This window comes from Streptomyces aurantiacus, from assembly GCF_027107535.1.
In the GTDB taxonomy this organism is placed as follows: domain Bacteria; phylum Actinomycetota; class Actinomycetes; order Streptomycetales; family Streptomycetaceae; genus Streptomyces.
In genome coordinates this window covers 3778793-3797001 of the sequence record NZ_CP114283.1, presented here as the reverse complement: position 1 = coordinate 3797001, position 18209 = coordinate 3778793, and the positions used below count along the sequence as shown (strand labels likewise).

The window sequence follows — 18209 nt, the reverse complement described above, 5'->3', positions numbered from 1 at the left end:
GGCCGCCACCTTCATGGCGAAGCCGTTCAACGACGCGGGCGGTTCGGGGTTCCACCTCCACCTGTCCTGCGAGGACGCCGACGGCCACAACGCGTTCGACGACCCGTCAGGTGCTCACGGCCTGTCCGCGACCGCGCGGCACGCGATCGCCGGCGTCCTGGCCCACGCCCCGGCGCTGGCCGCGCTGCTCAACCCGACGGTCAACTCCTACAAACGGTTCGGGCCCGACACTCTGGCGCCCTGGCTGATCGACTGGGGGCTCGACAACCGCAGCGCCATGGTCCGCATCCCGCCCGAGCGCGGCTCGGGCGCCCGGCTGGAGCTGCGACTGGGCGACGCGAGCGCCAACCCGTACCTGGCGATCGCCGCGATGACGGCCGCCGCACTGCTCGGCGTACTGGCAGGCGACGAGCCGCCGGCGCCGCTGGAGGGCTACGGCTACGACACGTCCCGCTCCGCGGTGCTCCCCATGGCACTGCCCGACGCACTCGACGCGCTGGAGGCGGACACCGCTCTCACCGAAGTGCTCGGCAAGGACTTCACCACCTCCTTCCTCTCCTACAAGCGCAACGAGGTCGAGCGCTTCCAACGGCACGTCACCGACTGGGAGTTCACCGAGTACGCGTACCACCTGTGACGCCAAGGAGCCACCCATGACCGACACCCTGACCGCCGCCGCGCACGAGCCCCTGCCACTCGCGGACGTGAACCTCGCCGACCTCAACCACTTCACCGACGGCGTCACACCCTGGCGGATGTTCCACACCCTGCGCCACGAGGACCCGGTCCACTGGCAGCCCGAGGATGCGCCCAACTCCGGTTTCTGGTCGGTGACCCGGCACGAGGACATCTCCCGCGTCGACCGGGACTCCGAGACGTTCACCTCGACCAGGTTCGTGAACCTCGAAGAGGTCGACGACGACCAGATCAAGAAGCGCGCCTCCATTCTGGAACTGGACGGCGTACGCCACAGGGCGCTGCGCAGCCTGCTGCAACGGCAGTTCGGCGCGAACGTCATCAGCCAGTACACGGACTTCCTGCGCGGCCTGACCGCGAAGACACTGGACACGGCCCTGGCGAAGGGCCGCTTCGACTTCGTCACCGACGTCTCCGCCGACTTCCCGATCAACGTGCTGGCTCGGCTGCTGGACGTACCGCCCGAGGACAACCAGCAGCTCATCGACTGGGGCAACCGCATCATCGGCAACACCGATCCGGACTACGCGGACGTCCTGCTCAGCAGCGCGGAGAGCGAGAAGTACCGCGATCTTCCCTTCCGCTCCCCCGCCTCGCTCGAAGTCTTCGCGTACGGGCGGGAGTTGGCGCGGCAGCGCCGGGGCGGCGAGGGTACGGACCTGGTCTCCAAACTCGTCAACACCACCCCGCGCGACGGCGTCCCGCTGACGGAGCAGGACTTCGACAACTACTTCCTGCTGCTCGTCGTGGCAGGCAACGAGACCACCCGCCACGCCATCTCGCACTCCATGCTGGCCCTCATCCAGCACCCCGAGCAGCTGGCGAAGCTCCAGGAGGACCCTTCCCTGATCCCCACCGCGGTCGAGGAGTTCCTGCGCTGGGCCTCCCCCGTCTACCACTTCCGCCGCACCGCCACCCGCGACGTCGCACTCGGCGGCAAGCGGGTGAAGGAGGGCGACAAGGTCGTCATGTGGTACGCCTCCGGCAACCGCGACGAGGCAGTCTTCGAGAACCCGTACGCCTTCGACGTCACCCGGCAGGACAACGACCACGTCACCTTCGGCAAGGGCAGCCCGCACCTGTGCCTGGGCAACCTGTTGGCCCGCACCGAGATCCGCGTCATGTTCGAGGAGCTGATCCCGCGTCTCGCGGACATCCGGCTGACCGGCGAGGTGCCGCGGGTGCGGTCCAACTTCGTGAACGGCATCAAGAAACTGCCGGTCGAGGTCACTCCGGCCTGACGGACGGGACCGCCGGGCCGGGGTGAGGGGCGAGGGTGAGGGCCTGCCCGGCCGGCACCGCCGCCCCGTACGAGAGTGCCGCTACCTGAACAGACGCAGCGGCACCGCCCGCGCCATCGCCTCCCGCCCCGCGTCGTTGGTGTGCAGATGATCGCCGCTGTCGTAGGCGGCGAGGAGCCGCTCAGGATCGGCCGGATCGCGCAGGGCCGCGTCGAAGTCGATCACCGCGTCGTACTCGCCGCTCGTGCGCAGCCAGTGGTTGAAGGCTCCCCGCGCCGCCGCGTTCTCGGGCGTGTAGAAGCCGAGCGTGTCGTCCTTGAACGGGGTGATCGTGGCTCCGTAGATCCTCAGTCCGCGCTCGTGGGCCCGGGCGATGAGCTGCCGGTGGCCGTCGATGAGGTGCTGCGCTGTCACCTTCTCGGAGAGCGGCGCGACGGTCCCCGGATGGCCGAGGTCGTTCACCCCGAGCAGCACGAGCACATGGCGGACGCCCGGCTGGGCGGCCACGTCACGGTCGAAGCGTTTGAGCGCGCTCTCCCCGAAGTACGCGGCGTACGCCTCGGCGGGGTGACCGGCGGGCGGGTTGGGGTCGCGCAGCAGGCGGTTCCCGCTGATGCCCTTGTTGAGCACACCCACGGGGTGGCGGGGGCCGCCGGGCCCCTGGAGACGCTTCGCGAGGAAGTCGGACCAGCGGTGGTTGGAGTCGAGGGTGGTGTCGGCGGTGATGGAGTCGCCGAGCGCGACCACCGCCGACGCCCGGTTCCCTCCGGAGGGGCCGGGCGAGGCGGCCCGTACGCTCACGCCGGTCAGGAAGTACCAGCGCTGGGTGACGGACTCCGCCTCGATCTCCGCCTCGCCGCTCACGTTGCCCGCCGCGACGTAATTGCGTTGCGACGCGAAGGAGTTGACCGTGGAGCCCGGTGTCCTCTCGGGGAGGTAGAGGCTCACCACCATGTCGGAGCGCGCGGGCACCCGGAGCGTGACGGGATCACTGACGGCGGGCGCTCCCGCGGGGATCGTCACGGAGGACCTGCCCGAGAAGGTCACCGCCCGGTCGGTGGCGGGGTCGATGGCCGACGCGTCCGTGCCCGCCGCACGGCGGGCGACTCGCACTTCGCCGATCTTGAGCGGCTGGGTGCCGAACTCGTTGGAGAGGCGGATGCGCAGGGCGTTCCCGGCGATGCTGGTGTGCACGATCTGCCGGATCGTCCGGTCACGGAACGTTGTGGTGTCCGAGCCGGGGACGGCAGTGGGGGCCGTGGCCCAGGTGCCGGTCCAGGAGGTGGGTTCGGGTGCGGGCGCCTGGGCGGAGGCGGCGGGAGCAAGGGCGGCTCCCAGCAGGAGGCCTCCGGCCAGCAGGGCGGAGAGTCTCTGGCGGATGGCCAGGAATGTCATCTGGGGTTCCTCGTCGTCCGGAGGAAGGGGTGGCGGGGCCGGGCGTGTCGGCAGCGGGATCGAGGCGGCTCGGTCAGGCGGTTCCCGGCGCCTTTCGCGTTCTCCGCCGGGGGGACGGCGCTCGCCCGTCCGGCACTTCTCGTGGCCGACACGGGCCCCTCTCCGCCGCCTTCACCCGTCCACCGAGTCCCGCCTCGAAACTTTCGAAGCACTTTACGACTGAGCGGTGGTGACGATAGAGAGAGCTGTGACGGGCGTCAAGACACGGAATCCGGCCGATCAGGACACCGGTTTCGCACTCGGAGAGCCGGGGGAAACGACCCGCGGCGAACGGACGGCACGACTGCGCCGTACGTGAGGGGGCAGGCGGACGAGATCGGCTCACCGCCACCGAGGCCAGGAGACGTGGTGTCGCAAGACCTGTCAGCCCCCGCACCCGCCGCTCCGCGGGAGCGCCTCACCCACGCTCCGGCCAAGTCGGCGTCCGCCCGCAGAGACCCGTACTTCGACAACGCGAAGTACCTCACCATCGTGCTGGTGGCCTGCGGCCACGCGTGGGAACCGCTGACCCACGGGAGCAGGGCCGCGACGGCCGCGTATCTGACCGTCTACGCCTTCCACATGCCCGCGTTCGCGCTCATCTCCGGGTACTTCTCACGGAGTTTCGACATGGCCCCGGGCCGCGTGCGCCGGCTCCTGACGAGCATCGTCGTGCCGTACCTCGTCTTCGAGACCGCCTACACGCTGTTCTACCGGTGGGCCCAGGACGATCCCGGCTATCCGCTCAGCCTGCTGGACCCCTGGTACGTGATGTGGTTCCTGGTCGCGCTCTTCGTCTGGCGGCTGACCACCCCGATCTGGCTGGCCCTGCGCCACCCGGTGCCGGTCGCGCTGGGATTCGCCGTCCTGGCCGCCGTCTCGCCGGACCTGGGCGGGGACATCTCGATCCAACGGGTCCTGGGATTCCTGCCGTTCTTCGTGCTCGGCCTGACACTGCGCGCCGAGCACTTCGAACGGCTGCGCACCTGGCGGGTCCGGCTGTGGGCGCTGCCGGTGGTCGCGACGACGCTGGTCACGGCGTACACGGTGGCGCCCTGGTTCGGCGCCGGGTGGCTCTACCACCGGGGCAGTGTCACGGGCCAGGGCGTACCGAACTGGGCCGGGCTGTTCACCACTCCGGCGCTGTTCGGCCTCGCCCTGGTCCTGACCGCCTGCTTCCTGGCCTGGGTACCGGGACGGCTCCTGTGGTGCACGGCGCTGGGCGCCGGGACGATGTACGGCTATCTGCTGCACGGCTTCGTCATCAAGGCGTCCCGCTTCTGGGACTGGTACGACCACCCCTGGCTGCACACCCCGCTCGGCCAACTGGCCGTCACCGCGGCCGCCGTGGGACTCATCACCGCGCTGTGCTCCCGCCCGGTCCGCACGGTGTTCCGGTTCCTGGTCGAGCCACGGCTGGAGTGGATGTTCAGCCGCCGCGACGAGAGCACGACAGCCGTCGCACGACCGTCGGACAGGTCCTAGCCGAGTTCGAGCGTGGTGATGGCGTACACCCGGTCGGTGGCGTGCGGCCGGACGGGCCCGGTGTACATGCGGGCCGTCTCGAACGACGGGGGCAGACCGTATTCCTCGGCGAGTGCGACGCCCGCCACGCTCGGCTCGGGGATGTCGACGGCGACCGGTCGGCCGTCGGCCTCGGCGACGAGCGCGGCGAAGAGGGCACGGGCGTCGCCGGGTGTGTCCGCGAACAGGGGTCCGATGCGCAGGGCGTCGACTGCGGGCCGGATCACGCCGTAGCCGGTGAGCCGCCCGTCCACCACGCGGACCAGGGCGCGGTGGCCGGTGCCACCGAGCCAACTCTCCACGAAGCGGGGGCGGTCGGCGGGATGACAGCCGCTGTCGTACGCGATGACCGCGCCGAGATCCCGGTCCTCGGCCCCGCGCACACCCGAGGCCGCGGTGGCGGCGACCGCAGTCGGAAGGCCTCCGAACCGGAAGGTCTTGTGGGCGAGCCGGAACCCCGACCGCCGGTAGTTGCCCTGCTGTGCGACCACACCGTCGAGTCCGATCGTCCGCCCGCCGGCGTGACCCAGAGCGGTCTTCCAGGTGGTGAGACCGTAGCCGCGCCCGCGCAGGTCCGGACGGACCAGATAGCAGCCCAGGAAGGCGTAGTCGGGACCATGGTTGACGACGGAGATCGCCGAGACCGGCGCGCCGTCGATCCGGCCGAGGAAGAAGCCCTCGGGATCCTGGGCGAAGAAGCACGGCCCGTCCGACACCCCCGGATTCCACCCCTCGTCCCGCGCCCACCCGCTGATCACCGGCCAGTCGTCGAGCGTGGCCCGTGTGACGACGAGATCTTCGGGGCTCGGAGATGCCATCGATGCGCTCCGTTCGTGGGGAGGAGAGGAGACGGCGTGCGGAGGTCGGCCGCACACGATGGGCATCCTTCCCGAAGTCCGGTACGCCCACCTCGGCATTGTGCCGGTGACGCCTCGCGTCGGCCGGGCCACCGCGAGCGTCCGGCTGAATTCCGCCGATGTCCTCGATCCGCCAACTCCAGCTTTTGGAAGCGCTGTTGACCTGCACCACCACGTGGGATGGCAGCTCTGCGCTTCTGCCGTGGGCGCCCGGACAGCGGCCCGGGAAGAGCGCTGACGGGCGGAGGCCCCGTCGGCCTCTGGGCCGGCGGGGCCTTCAGTCCTCGGAGGTGCCGGTCGGCCGAGGGCGACGATCCGCGTACGACCGTGACTCGCGTCGGTGTACGCCGGTCGGTTCGGGTCAGCGCCCGCCCGTGTGCTCGGACCGCTGACCGGCGGCAGACCGGAACCGGCGGTACAGCGCGGCTCCGCCCAGCATCAGCGCGGCGCTCGCGGCGACCGTCGGGCCCATCAGGTCCGTGCCGGTCTCGGCGAGGGAGGCACCGGGCTCCTCCGGCAGGGTCCGCGGCGCCTCGGGCTCCACCGGAACCGCCGGCTTCACGGGTGGCTTCGCCGGCGGGGTCGGCTTCGGAGCGGGCGGCGTGGCCGGGTGGTGCGGCCGCTCGCCGGAGGTGTTGGTGGATTCGTTGCCGACGGCGGGGTTGCCGATGCCGACGACGTTCACCGAGTTGCCGGTGACGTTCACGGGGAGCTGGACCGGCAGGTGCACACCGTTGCCGGAGATCAGGCCCGGTGAATCCTTTCCGCCTCCTTCGGCGACCGCCCCCGCGGAGCCCTCGTGGCCGCCGCCCTTGCCGCCCTTACCGCCCTTGCTGTCGCCGCCCTCGTTGGCGCAGCTGTTGCCGGCCGCGGGGTTGAGGAGTCCGACCACATTCACGGTGTTCCCGCACGCGTTCACCGGAACGTGTACCGGAAGCTGAATGGTGTTGCCGGAGATCAGCCCGGGCGAGCGGGTCGTGACGCCGTCGGCCGCGGAGTCCGCGTACACCGGCATCGTCACGGCCACGGCGCCGGAGGCGGCGGCCGCGATGATCAAACCGTTTCGGGCAACCCGGTTCATAGGTTCCCTGCCTTCCAGACATGATGGCGGGCAGTCGCCCGCACCGTTTAAACGCGGGCAAACCACTCAGGTTATGGCCCACCCGCCATTCACCACCCTTCGAGCGGACGCCGGTCGAAGGGCGGTTCGAAGGGTCCGCTGCGGTGACGCGTCGCCGCGGCGGGCGGCGTTAGGGCGCCGGGCGGATGGCCGGATCGCCCGCCGGGCGGTGCAGGGTAAGGCCTACGCCGCCCGCGCGCTCGCCGAGAGGCGTGCTCGAAGGCGCCCCCTTATCGTGTTCGAGGGGGAATCCCCGGCCGCGGGCCGGGGCGTCCCGGGAGGCCTGTGATGCTGTCCACGCACCAACGCCACGCCTTCACCTGCGCCGTGACGCTGGCCCTGTTGGGAGCCGGGCTGCCGTCGGTGGCCGCGGCGGCCGCCGACCGGCCCGACCTGTCCCGCTTCTACGACCAGCGGATCAAGTGGTCGTCCTGCCCCGGCGACGGTCTGCCCAAGGACCTGCAGTGCGGCAAGGTGACCGTCCCCCTCGACTACGCGAAACCCGCCGACGGCACGCTCGACCTCGCCATGGCCAGGTTCAGGGCGACGGGCAAGTCCAGAGGATCGGTGCTGCTCAACTTCGGCGGGCCCGGCGGGCCGGGCGTCGGCGAACTCGCCGCCGGCGGCAAGGACTTCATGGGCCTCACGAACGGCTACGACGTGGTGACCTTCGATCCCCGCGGCGTCGGCCGGAGCTCCCCGGTCAGTTGCGGCGAGGGCACCGACGAGGCCATGGACGCCGCGGATCCCGAGGCGGAGGTGAGCGACGATCCGCGGGCCGCCCTGGAGGTGCTGCGGAAGGTCGCCGCCGAATGCGCCGAGCACTCCGGGCCGGTGCTGCCGCACGTCGGCACGGTCAACGCCTCGCGCGACCTCGACGTGATGCGCCAGGCCCTGGGCGACAAGAAGCTCAACTACCTCGGCTTCTCGTACGGGACGCGGCTAGGAGCGGTGTACGCCGCCCAGTTCCCCGGCAAGACGGGACGCCTGGTCCTCGACGGCGTGGACACCCTCACCGAACCGCTGAGCGAGCAGGGCATCGCCGGTGCCCGGGGCCAGCAGACGGCCCTTGAGGACTTCCTCGACTGGTGCGTCGAGGACATCAACTGCGCGTTCGGCCAGGATCCGCGCTCGGCCCGGCAGGAGGTGGTCCGGCTCGTCGGCTCGCTGGACGAGAATCCGGTGCCGGCCGACTTCGGCATACCGTTCTCCGGCCAGGACCTGGTGGGCGCCATAGGACAGGCCCTCTACAGCAAGGAACTGTGGCCGACCCTCTCGCAGGCGCTCACCTCGCTGGTCCAGGACGGGGACACCCGGGGCATCATGCGGTTCTCCACCGGGGGCAGCGCCGTCCCCGGCGTCCGCGGCCCCGCCGAGGACGGTGACACGGACGGAGGTCTCGTCGACGAGGGGGACGTCCCCCTCGACAACCTCCCGGCCGCCCTGATGGCCGTCAACTGCGCCGACGATCCCGACCGGCCCAGCGCCGACCAGGTCACCGAGGACATCGACCGGTTGCGCGCCGAGTACGAGCAGGCGTCACCGGTCTTCGGCCGGTACCGCCTCGCCCAGGTCCTGATGTGCTTCGGCCGCCCCCGGGGCACCACGTACATCCGCGAGGAGGTGCGTGACGTGGACGCTCCGAAGATGCTCCTCGTGGGTACCCGCGGCGACCCGGCGACCCCGTACCGCTGGACCACGCAGACCGCCCGGCGGCTCGGCCCGTCGGCCGTCGTCCTCGACAACAAGGGCGAGGGGCACACCGGTTACGCCTCGTCGAAGTGCGTCCACCGCAAGGTCGACGACTTCCTGCTGTACGGACGGCTGCCGGCCGATGGCAGCTCGTGCGGCTCGGAGGAGTGAGAACCGCCGCCCGCGGGCGGCCTGCCGAGTCGCGCAATTCTCGGGTTCAGAAGTCGACCGGGTCGCGCACGATCGGGCACGTCATGCAGTGCCCGCCGCCCCGGCCCCGTCCCAGCTCGGCGCCGACGATCGTGATGACCTCGACGCCCGCCTTCCGCAGCAGCGTGTTGGTCTGCGTGTTGCGGTCGTAGGTGAACACCACACCGGGCTCCAGCGCGACGGCGTTGTTCCCGCTGTCCCACTGCTGCCGCTCCGAGGCGTACACGTCACCGCCCGTCTCCACGACCCGCAGCGCGGCGAGCCCGAGGGCCTTCGCCACGACCTCCACGAAGGGGCGGGAGCCCTCGTCGGTCAGTTCGACGCCGGGCGCCCTGTCGCCGGGGCGCAGGGAGAAGGTGTGGACCGCGTCCATGATGGTCGGGTACAGGGTCACGAGGTCCCGGTCGGCGAAGGTGAACACCGTGTCGAGGTGCATCGCGGAGCGCAGTCTGGGCATGCCCGCGACGATGACGTGCTCAGCCGCCCCCTTCGCGAACAGGGCGGCCGCCACCTGCGTGATCGCCTGGCGTGAAGTGCGTTCGCTCATGCCCATGAGGACCACGCCGTTGCCGACGGGCATGATGTCACCGCCCTCGAACGTGGCCTGCCCCCAGTCGAGTTCGGGATCCCCCCACCACACCTCGGAACCCGCGTAGTCCGGGTGGAAGGTGTAGATCGCCTTCATGAGCAGCGTCTCGTCGTGCCGGGCGGGCCAGTACAGCGGGTTGAGCGTGAGACCCCCGTAGAGCCAGCAGGTGGTGTCCCGGGTGTAGAGGGTGTTGGGCAGCGGCGGCATCAGGTACTCGCGTGCGCCGGTCGATTCGCGGGCCAGGGCCACATAGCCGTCGCGGAACTCCTCGGGCAGGTCGACGGTGGCCAGGCCGCCGATCAGGTACTCGGCGAGCCTGCGGGGTTCCAGCGACTCCAGGAAGGCCCGGGTGTCGTCGATGAGGCCGAGGCCAACCTCGTTCGCGGTGATCTTACGGTCGAGCAGCCAGGTTCTCGCCTCCGCGTCGGCCATGGTCCGCGCGAGCAGATCGTGCAGTTCGACGACGTCGACGTCCCGCTCACGCAGCTTGTCGACGAAGTCGGCGTGGTCGCGCTGGGCGTTCTCCACCCACATGACGTCGTCGAAGAGCAGGTCGTCGGAGTTGGTGGGCGTGAGTCTGCGGTGGGCGAGCCCGGGTGCGCAGACCAGCACCTTGCGCAGTCTGCCGACCTCGGAGTGGACGCCGTACGCGGGCCGGGGTGGGGTGTCCTGTCTGGTCACGGTCTGCCTTTCACGGAGTCGGCGGGTGAGCGGGCGAGCGGTCGGCCTTCGTCGGGCACGGCGTCAGAGGCTGATCCAGCCCTGCGCGAGGGCGACCACCCCCACGACCGCTCCGGCGACCGAGACCGCGAGGATCACGAGTTCACGGGGCGAGAAGAGGCGTCTGTCCTGCTCGCGGCGGGCCATGACGAACAGGATCGTGGCGGGCGCGTAGACGATGAGGGACACGAGGAGATATTTCAGGCCGGCCGCGTAGAGGAGGAACGCGGTGTAGACGGTGGCCAGGGCGGCGATGGGGAGATCGGCCCGGCCCCCGCCGCCGGACCACGCGACCTGTACGGCGAAGGCGGCGGCCAACAGGAAGGGGATGAGGGTCAGTGCGCTGGTCAGGTCGAGCGCGAAGTTGAACGCGTCGTCCGAGAAGAGGGTGACGACGAGCACGACCTGGGTGAGAAGCGTGGTCATCACCAGCGCGGGCAGGGGCACGTCGGCCGCGGTGGAGCGGCCCAGGAAGCGGGGCATGTCCTCGTCCCTCGCGGCGACGAAGAGAACCTCGGCGGCCATGAGCGTCCAGGCGAGGTAGGCGCCGAGGACGGAGACGATCAGGCCGACGCTGACGAACACCTTTCCCCAGGTGCCGACCGCCTCCTCCAGGACGCCTGCCATGGAGGGCTGGCGGAGCTCGGCGATCTCGCTCATCGGCAGGATGCCGTACGAGACGATGGTGACCGAGGCGAAGATGGCGAACACGCTCAGAAAGCCCAGGACGGTCGCGCGGCCGACGTCCTCGCGGCGCTTGGCGTGCCGGGAGTAGACGCTGGCGCCCTCGACGCCCAGGAACACGAAGACCGTTGCCAGCATGGTGCCCTTGACCTGCTGGAACAGTGACCCGGCGTAGTCGGCGCCGGCGAAGTTCTCGGCGAAGACGTGGGGCTTGAGGCAGAACAGCGCGATGAGGACGAAGACCAGGATGGGCACGATCTTGGCGATGGTGACGATCCTGTTGATGGCCGCCGCTTCCTTGACCCCGCGGCTGATGAGCAGGAAGAACGCCCACAGACCGGCCGAGGAGAGCACCATGGCGAGGACGGTGTCACCGTCGCCGAGCGCCGGGGCGATCGCACCGACCGTCGACATGATGAGCACCCAGTACGTCACGTTGCCGACGCAGGCACTCGCCCAGTAGCCGAAAGCGGCGAAGAAGCCGAGGTACTCGCCGAAACCGGCCTTCGCGTAGGCGTAGACGCCGGCGTCGAGGTCGGGCCTGCGGATGGCCAGCCGCTGGAAGACGAAGGCCAGCATCAGCATCCCGGTGCCGGCCACCGCCCACGCGATGAGCGCGCCGGCCACGCCGGTCTCCTGGCCGAAGCGCCGGGGCAGCGAGAAGACGCCCGCACCGACCATGGAGCCCACGACCATCGTGGTCAGAGTGGGCAGGGTGAGTTTGGCTGCGGGCGCCCGGGGCTCGGTCCCGGCTCCGGTCTCGGCCTGGGTCATGGGGGTCCTAGGGCGTTGCAGGGAGTGCGCGACGCGACTGTCCGGCGACATTAACAACCAATTGCCCTTTTTGCCCGATCGAATTCCCCCGAATGCCACACCATCAAATCGGTCATATGGTGCATCTATGGAGCATGTTCTGAGCCCCACCACACTCGTCGAACTGCGCCGGCCGCGGCCCTACCCGGCGGTGTCGGTCCTGACGCCGACCCATCGCAGGGAACCCGACAAGGCGCAGGATCCCGTCCGGCTGCGCAACGTCCTGGCCGAGGCGAAGAAGCAACTCGAGACCGACCCGGCGGTCACCCGTGAGCGGCGGATGGACGTCGTCGGGCAGCTCGAACAGGCGCTGGCGGAGGTCGACCTCAACCACGCCGCGGACGGACTCGCGATCTTCGCGGCCCCCGGTGAGCACCAGGTGTGGTCGCTGGCCCGGACCGTGCCGGAGCGCGTCGTCCTCTCGGACACGTTCCTGACCCGCAATCTCGTCGCGGCGCAGGCCGCCGAGCGTCCGTTCTGGGTGCTGACCGTCTCCGCCGACCGGATCTCCCTGTGGAGCGGCGGCGGAGGGCATGTCGTCGAGGCCGGGACGGCAGGCTTCCCGCTGACGCGGAACCTCGAGGATCCGGACGCCGAGCGCAAGGAGCGCGTCGGCGACCTGCCGAGCACCTTCCGCGACGAACGCACGCGACACTTCCTGCGGGACGGCGACACCGCCCTCGCCGGGGTCCTGCGCTCCGCCCCGAGGCCCGTGTACGTCGCCGGCGAACAGGCCGCGCTCTCGCTGCTCGACGAGGTCGGCACCGTCACCAAGAACGCCGTCCACGTCCCGCACGGCGGCCTCGGGCACGCCGGAGCCGACGCGGTGTGGCAGGCGGTCGGCCCGCTGGTCACCGCCGAGGACCGGAAGAGCGTCGACACCGTGACCCGCGAGCTCGAAGCCGCCAAGGGCCGCCGGGAGTTCGCGGCGGGCGTCGACGAGGTGTGGCAGAACGCGACCGCCGGCCGGGTCCGCCTGCTGGCCGTCGAGGAGAACTACCGCGTGACGGTACGCGACGACGGCGGCGACCATCTCGTCCCTGCCGAGAGCGGTGACCTCGACGCGCGGGACGACATCGTGGACGAGATCGTCGAACAGTGCCTCGACACCGGCGCGCAGGTCCGCTTCGTACCGGACGGCACACTCGCCGAAACCGACGGCATCGCGGGAGTACTCCGCTACTGAGCACGACCGACACTTCGTCGCCCGGCGGGGCCGATCCGGTCGGACCGGATCGGCCCCGCCGTGCTCCGCTCCGCGACGAGCCGGTTCAGGGCGCCGGCGCGAACCGAGCGAGGGAACGGGTGACCGCGGCCGACTCATCCGGAATGCTGCACCGATATTTCCGGCATAAGGTTTATTTCGGCGACCGTTCCGACGTCCCCGACAGCGAGGACCGCACTCGATGAGCACAGCACCCCACGGGCCCCGCCGGCCGGGCCGCATCCGCTCGGCTCTCCTCACGGCGGCGGTTGTGACCGCGGTCGTGAGCGCCGCCGCGTCGTGCAGCACCGACAGCGACCCGGACGGCTCCAGCTCGTCCTTCAGTGAGCGGCCTTCGCCGCCCGACACCGCGTCCTTCTCGGGCACGGCCCCCTCCGTGAACGAGTCGGTCGTCGAGTCCGCGCGCGCCGCCGCCTCCGCGGCGGCGTCCTCCGCCTCGGCCGCCGCGTCGGCCTTCGAGGCGTCCGTGTCGGCGGAGGTGTCCCGGGCCAACGAGGCCGCGGAGAGCGCCCTCAAGGATGTCGACGGCCGGGGAAACGCGATGTCCGACGTCTCCATGACCGGCAAACCCAGGTCGGAGACCGGCGGCCTGCTCGTCGTCCTCGTCAACATCACCAACAGGACCGACGACGAGGCCTCGTACGCCGTCCAGGTCGACTTCACGGACTCCTCCGGCAAGACGGTGGAGACCAGGTATGTCGGCGCCGAGGACCTCGCACCCGGCGAGAAGGCCCAGCCGCTCGCCATCAGCCGCAAGCCGGCCGAGCCGGCACTGACGCCGAAGCTGGCCAAGGCCCAGCGGTACTGACCGGCCGCGGACCGCAGGGTGCGCACGGGTCTTGCCCCGCCCGCCCCGTGCGGCTAGGAAGATCGAATGACTCGATCCCCTCTCCCGGTCTGCGGCCCCGAGGGACCGTTGCGCGCCACGCCCTTCGGACAGGGCCCGGCCCCCGTCCGGGCCGTGCTCTTCGACTTCGGCGGCACGCTCCTCCAGATCGCGACGTACGCGGACCGGATCCGCGGTGTCCTCCCGCGGCCCGTCGGCGAGCGGGAGATGGACCGGCTCCTGGACGGGCTGGAGAGGGGACTCACCGACCCCGACGTGGTCGAGGCACAGCGCGGGCGCGATGTGTCGTCGCGGGCACACCGGCACGCCTTCACCACGTGGTACGCGTCGGTGCGGGAGCTGGCGCCGCACGCGGACGCGCTCTACGCGCAGTTGCGGGCCCCCGAGCACTGGGTGCCGTACGCGGACACCGGGCCCACACTCGCGCGACTGGCCGGCGAGGGGATCGCGCTGGGCGTGGTCAGTGACGTGGGCTGGGATCTGCGGGCGACGTTCGCGCACCACGGGCTCGACCAGTACTTCTCGACGTGGGTGCACTCCTACGCGTTCGGTACGGAGAAGCCCGACCCGGTGCTGTTCGGGCACGCGTGCCGTGAACTGGACGTCGCTCCCGCCGAGACGTTGATGGTGGGCGACCATCCGGCGAAGGACGGCGGGGCGGCCGGTGCCGGACTGCGCGCCTATGTGCTGCCCGCCGGGGCCGCACCGGGTTCCCGCCGGGGCCTGGACGCGGTACTGCGGCTGACCGGCACGAGCACCTCGGGCGACGGCGAGGTCGACGCCCGCTGATCCGGCGGCTGCCGGCCCCGCGCGAGCGGCCATCTTCCGCCCCATCAGCCACTCCCGCCCCATGCACCGGCGACGGAGATCAGGCAATCTCCGGGCGCCCGTTTTCGCAGGAGCGAGCGGGGCACAGAACACTCGCACATACGCTCCCCGAACGTGTGATTGAAGAGCTCACCCACCACTGGGATCACTCCATCAACTCGCCTATGATTCCTACGACTTGGGCATTCAGTCGGGTACTGAATCCGTCCCGCCCAAACCCTCCGTAAGGACTACGGCATATGCCGTGGGCACCACCGCGTCGTGTGTCACCAAACCACTTACAGCGCGTCGCGGGCTGTGCAACAGTCGTAACGGTCCTTCCCTCTGCCTTGGTCGTACCGTGCCTGTATCGGAGTACGTCATGCCGTCCCACCTCTCGGCGGACCACCCTGCCGCCCAGCCGCCCCCGCGCGGCTCGGTCGACGCGCTCATTTCGCAGACGCGCCGACTGCGGGGCGAAATGGACGCCGTACGACGTGACGCGCCGGCCGACGGCACCGACCCGGAGGGACGCTGGCAGCGCGCCCTGTGCGACCTGGCGATGCATCAGCTCAACGACCTCGACGCGCACTTGGCACAACTGAGGGACGGCCCGCCACCGGTACCCGTAGAAGCCGAAACGGCACCTCCGGCCGCACCCCGCGGCTCACTGCTCAGCCGGGTCGGCAGCGCCGAGTGGAACCTGCTGACGGACGAGGCGAGTTGGTCGGGTGAGCTGTACCAGATCCTCGGCCGCGACCCCGCCGCTCCCCCGCTCACCCTCGACGAACTGCCCTCCGTCGTCGTCGACGAGGACCGCCCGAGACTGACCTCGATGGTCACCGACTGCCTGATCGACGCCAAACCGATCGACGGGGAGTTCCGTGTCATCCGGCCCGACGGCGGCGTACGGACCGTGCACATGATGGGTGAGCCCGTGCTCGACACGGACGGCAGCACCGCCTCGATGTGGGCCGTACTCCGGGACGTCAGCGAACTGCGCCGCAGCCAGCGCACCGTCGGCGAGACCCGGGACTCCCTGCAACGCCAACGGCACCTCGCGCAGACGGAACACCGCCTCGCGGTCGAGTTGCAGGAAGCCGTACTGCCACCATGGCGCGGCTCCCTGCTCCTCCCGCAACAAGGCCCCGGGACACTCGACCTGGCCGCCCGCTATCTGCCCTCCTCGGCCAGGGCACTGATCGGCGGTGACTGGTACGACGCACTCGAACTGCCCAGTGGCGACACACTGTTGAGCGTGGGCGACCTCACCGGCCACGGAGTCACCGCCACCTCTGGCATGGCGATGCTCCTCGGCGCGCTGCGCGGCATGGCCGTCGCGGGCACCGAGCCCGGCCAGCTCATGGCATGGCTCAACCAGTTGCTCGACTCCTCCGTACAGCCCGCTCTGGGCAGCGCGGTCTGCTGCCGCTACCGGCCGCAGAGCCGGACCCTCGTCTGGGCGCAGGCGGGACACCCCGCCCCGCTGCTGTTCCGCAACGGGACGGGGCGCATGCTGACCCCGCCGGACGGCGTCCTGCTCGGCGCCACCTCGGGTGCCTCCTACGGGCAGGCCGAAGAGCCGCTCGAACCGGGCGACGTCCTCCTCCTGCACACCGACGGACTGGTCCCCTGGCGATGGGGCTCCCCTCACCCGGGAGAAACCGGGAGCGGGGAGGGCACCGGGGCCGTCAGCCGTCTCCTCGACCTGGCCCCCCGCTTCGGCGAGGCCCGCACCGCGCAGGACTGCGTACGGACGGTGGTGGAGGAGTTCGGCGAGACGGAGCGCGAGGACGACGCCTGCATACTCGTCGCGAGGGTCGCCACCTGAGTCGTCGCCTGGATCGCCGCCCTGGACACGGCTCAGGTCCGACGGCACTCGGCCCGACCGCAATGCATCGGCCCGCGTCGGCCGCGAGGATTCCGATGTGCCGGTGTGAGGATCCATGTGACGGTGGCGTACAGCTGCCGAGACCACGAGCGTCGTACAGCTGTCGTCTCCACGACCGCGTGGCGCGGTCGCAGCCGCCCAGGCCCTCTATGCCCGTGCGCTGTTGCCGCCCCTCGCCTTCAAGGCGCCCTTGGGCAGCGACAGTTTGATCTCCTCACGTAGATCGTGGATCTTCGGATAGCTGGAGTACTGCCCCGTCAGCCGGTACATCTCACGAAGCCGGTCCCAGGTGCGGTGGGAGGAGTTCGACCCCATCGACGTCAGGGCGAGACGGGCGTACCGGTCGGCCTGCTCGGGGTCGTCCGCGATGAAGCAGGCGGACGCGAGGGAGATGTGGTCGAAGATCTTCGACCGGTCCCGGCCCTTCTCGCGGAGCTGCAGCGCCTCCTTGGCGTGGCGTTGCGCGACGGCCGCCGCGGACGGGTCGTGCTCCGCGAGCGTCCGGTAGGCCAGGGCCTGCATCCCGTGCATGTCCGCCTCGTCGAACAGCTGCATCCAGCTCGGCGGCGGCACGTCACCCTTGTCCGAGACGAAGAGGTCCTCCGCCTCCCCGAGGGTGCGCCGCATGGCCTGGCCCTTGCCCAGCGACGCCTGAGCCCAGGCCTCGATGGTGTACAGCATGGCCTTCGTGCGGGGCAGGACCTCGTCACCGGAGCCCGACTTGGCGAGCTTCATGAGGTCGAGGGCGTCGTCGGGCCGGCCGAGGTGCACCATCTGACGGGCCGCTCGGGAGAGCGCCTCGCCCGCGCGGGGCCGGTCACCGCTCTCCCGGGCCGCGTGCGCGGCGATGATGAAGTACTTCTGAGCCGTGGGCTCCAGGCCGACGTCGTGCGACATCCAGCCCGCGAGGACGGCCAGGTTGGCGGCGACGCCCCACAGGCGCCGCTGCAGATGGTCGGGGTGACGGTAGGAGAGCATGCCTCCCACCTCGTTGAGCTGTCCTACGACAGCCTTGCGTTGCAGGCCTCCACCGCGGGCCGCGTCCCAGGCCCGGAACACCTCGACCGAGCGCTCCAGCTCCTCGATCTCCTGCGACCCGATGGGGGCGGCTTCGTAGCGGTCGAACCCAGCGGGGTCGGCGTGCAGGGGGTCGTCGGTTTCAGGGGCGTCGGCCGCGAGGGCCGGATCGGAGTGCAGCCAGTCGTGCATGGAGCTGCTGAGGGCAGATCCTGCCGCGAGCGCGGCGCCCGCGCCCACCAAGCCGCGTCGGTTGAGCATGAGGTCCATTCCCGTGAATTCGGTGAGGACCGCAGCCGTCCGCTCGGGCGCCCACGGCACACCGTCGGGATGTTCCACACTCCCGCCGCCCTGCCGTTTCCCCGCGCGCCCGTGCCGGACCAGACCGAGATCCTCAATGGTCACGACACGGCCGAGACGCTCGGTGAACAGTGCTGCCAGCACCCGAGGCACCGGATCGCGCGGGATCTCTCCCATGTCGATCCACCGCCGCACCCTCGAGGTGTCGGTCGCCAACTGGGGGTGGCCCATGGCCGCCGCCTGTCGGTTGACCATCCTCGCGAGTTCGCCCTTGGACCAGCCGGCCAGGCCGAACAGGTCCGACAGTCGGGTGTTGGGTTGTCCGCTCACGTCAAGCCCCCAGGTTCTCGGCTGAATCGACAGTAACCGCCTGTCAGTTGCTGAGCGACTATTCGCCAGGGTTCGCCAGGGCACGCCAGATGGTGTGCCAGTGGGCGACGGGTGTCAGGTAGGAACGCGCCACCCCGACCCGGTCGCCGAAGGAACACTCCCCAGGGTGCACCAGGGCGGCCGGGACGGGCGGCGCCGTAACTCTCAGGCAC

General features: G+C 70.7%; 13 protein-coding genes and 1 pseudogene. 8 read left to right on the top strand and 6 right to left on the bottom strand.

Annotated elements, in window-relative coordinates:
* Nucleotides 1–4 precede the first annotated feature (4 nt).
* Together O1Q96_RS18615 and O1Q96_RS18610 are read left to right on the top strand one after the other, a co-directional pair.
* Nucleotides 5–637: pseudogene (locus tag O1Q96_RS18615) on the top strand (type I glutamate--ammonia ligase); the annotation flags it as partial.
* A 16-nt stretch (nucleotides 638–653) separates the two neighbouring features.
* Complete coding sequence (locus O1Q96_RS18610) at nucleotides 654–1937, top strand: cytochrome P450 (RefSeq protein WP_269249261.1); 1284 nt, start codon at nucleotides 654–656, stop codon at nucleotides 1935–1937.
* A gap of 81 nt (nucleotides 1938–2018) precedes the next feature.
* On the opposite strand, the gene O1Q96_RS18605 is transcribed toward O1Q96_RS18610, so the two are convergent.
* Nucleotides 2019–3332 carry an SGNH/GDSL hydrolase family protein gene (locus tag O1Q96_RS18605; protein WP_269249260.1) on the bottom strand — a complete coding sequence of 438 codons (1314 nt, stop codon included), beginning with the start codon at nucleotides 3330–3332 and terminating at the stop codon, nucleotides 2019–2021.
* Between the two features lie 408 nt (nucleotides 3333–3740).
* On the opposite strand from O1Q96_RS18605, the gene O1Q96_RS18600 reads away from it, so the two are divergent.
* Complete coding sequence (locus tag O1Q96_RS18600; RefSeq protein WP_269249259.1) at nucleotides 3741–4856, top strand: acyltransferase family protein; 1116 nt, start codon at nucleotides 3741–3743, stop codon at nucleotides 4854–4856.
* Here the strand turns inward: O1Q96_RS18600 and O1Q96_RS18595 are convergent.
* Nucleotides 4853–5713, bottom strand: coding sequence for a GNAT family N-acetyltransferase (locus O1Q96_RS18595; protein WP_269249258.1), 861 nt, complete (start codon nucleotides 5711–5713; stop codon nucleotides 4853–4855). The genes O1Q96_RS18600 and O1Q96_RS18595 overlap by 4 nt on opposite strands.
* Before the next feature lie 400 nt (nucleotides 5714–6113).
* Nucleotides 6114–6833: a chaplin gene (locus tag O1Q96_RS18590; protein ID WP_269249257.1), complete on the bottom strand. Its 720-nt coding sequence runs from the start codon at nucleotides 6831–6833 to the stop codon at nucleotides 6114–6116.
* A gap of 327 nt (nucleotides 6834–7160) precedes the next feature.
* Between O1Q96_RS18590 and O1Q96_RS18585 the strand changes: the two genes are divergently transcribed.
* A complete protein-coding gene (locus O1Q96_RS18585) occupies nucleotides 7161–8735 on the top strand; it encodes an alpha/beta hydrolase (protein WP_269249256.1) in 1575 nt (524 codons plus the stop codon).
* 46 nt (nucleotides 8736–8781) lie between these two features.
* On the opposite strand, the gene O1Q96_RS18580 is transcribed toward O1Q96_RS18585, so the two are convergent.
* A complete protein-coding gene (locus O1Q96_RS18580) occupies nucleotides 8782–10044 on the bottom strand; it encodes an arginine deiminase (protein WP_269249255.1) in 1263 nt (420 codons plus the stop codon).
* 63 nt (nucleotides 10045–10107) lie between these two features.
* Entirely contained in the window at nucleotides 10108–11541 is a 1434-nt protein-coding gene (locus O1Q96_RS18575; protein WP_269249254.1) for a basic amino acid/polyamine antiporter, read from the bottom strand.
* Between the two features lie 127 nt (nucleotides 11542–11668).
* Here O1Q96_RS18575 and O1Q96_RS18570 point away from each other — a divergent pair, with 127 nt between their 5' ends.
* The 4 genes from O1Q96_RS18570 (at nucleotide 11669) to O1Q96_RS18555 (ending at nucleotide 16290) form a co-directional block, all read left to right on the top strand.
* Nucleotides 11669–12766 (top strand): baeRF3 domain-containing protein, encoded by a 1098-nt coding sequence (locus O1Q96_RS18570; RefSeq protein WP_269249253.1) that lies wholly within the window; start codon nucleotides 11669–11671, stop codon nucleotides 12764–12766.
* A 220-nt stretch (nucleotides 12767–12986) separates the two neighbouring features.
* Nucleotides 12987–13613 carry a hypothetical protein gene (locus O1Q96_RS18565; RefSeq protein WP_269249252.1) on the top strand — a complete coding sequence of 209 codons (627 nt, stop codon included), beginning with the start codon at nucleotides 12987–12989 and terminating at the stop codon, nucleotides 13611–13613.
* Nucleotides 13614–13679: 66 nt separating this feature from the next.
* Complete coding sequence (locus O1Q96_RS18560; protein ID WP_269249251.1) at nucleotides 13680–14441, top strand: HAD-IA family hydrolase; 762 nt, start codon at nucleotides 13680–13682, stop codon at nucleotides 14439–14441.
* Nucleotides 14442–14841: 400 nt separating this feature from the next.
* Nucleotides 14842–16290, top strand: a complete 1449-nt coding sequence (locus O1Q96_RS18555; protein ID WP_269249250.1) for a PP2C family protein-serine/threonine phosphatase — start codon at nucleotides 14842–14844, stop codon at nucleotides 16288–16290.
* Between the two features lie 207 nt (nucleotides 16291–16497).
* On the opposite strand, the gene O1Q96_RS18550 is transcribed toward O1Q96_RS18555, so the two are convergent.
* Nucleotides 16498–17997: a DNA-binding protein NsdB gene (locus O1Q96_RS18550; RefSeq protein WP_269249249.1), complete on the bottom strand. Its 1500-nt coding sequence runs from the start codon at nucleotides 17995–17997 to the stop codon at nucleotides 16498–16500.
* Nucleotides 17998–18209: the final 212 nt, after the last annotated feature.

What these genes read in the sequence shown, in the direction of transcription:
- O1Q96_RS18610 (WP_269249261.1), top strand. Translation starts at nt 654, where the DNA reads ATGACCGACACCCTGACCGCCGCCGCGCACGAGCCCCTGCCACTCGCG.
- O1Q96_RS18605 (WP_269249260.1), bottom strand. Translation starts at nt 3,332, where the DNA reads ATGACATTCCTGGCCATCCGCCAGAGACTCTCCGCCCTGCTGGCCGGA.
- O1Q96_RS18595 (WP_269249258.1), bottom strand. Translation starts at nt 5,713, where the DNA reads ATGGCATCTCCGAGCCCCGAAGATCTCGTCGTCACACGGGCCACGCTC.
- O1Q96_RS18590 (WP_269249257.1), bottom strand. Translation starts at nt 6,833, where the DNA reads ATGAACCGGGTTGCCCGAAACGGTTTGATCATCGCGGCCGCCGCCTCC.
- O1Q96_RS18585 (WP_269249256.1), top strand. Translation starts at nt 7,161, where the DNA reads ATGCTGTCCACGCACCAACGCCACGCCTTCACCTGCGCCGTGACGCTG.
- O1Q96_RS18575 (WP_269249254.1), bottom strand. Translation starts at nt 11,541, where the DNA reads ATGACCCAGGCCGAGACCGGAGCCGGGACCGAGCCCCGGGCGCCCGCA.
- O1Q96_RS18570 (WP_269249253.1), top strand. Translation starts at nt 11,669, where the DNA reads ATGGAGCATGTTCTGAGCCCCACCACACTCGTCGAACTGCGCCGGCCG.
- O1Q96_RS18565 (WP_269249252.1), top strand. Translation starts at nt 12,987, where the DNA reads ATGAGCACAGCACCCCACGGGCCCCGCCGGCCGGGCCGCATCCGCTCG.
- O1Q96_RS18560 (WP_269249251.1), top strand. Translation starts at nt 13,680, where the DNA reads ATGACTCGATCCCCTCTCCCGGTCTGCGGCCCCGAGGGACCGTTGCGC.
- O1Q96_RS18555 (WP_269249250.1), top strand. Translation starts at nt 14,842, where the DNA reads ATGCCGTCCCACCTCTCGGCGGACCACCCTGCCGCCCAGCCGCCCCCG.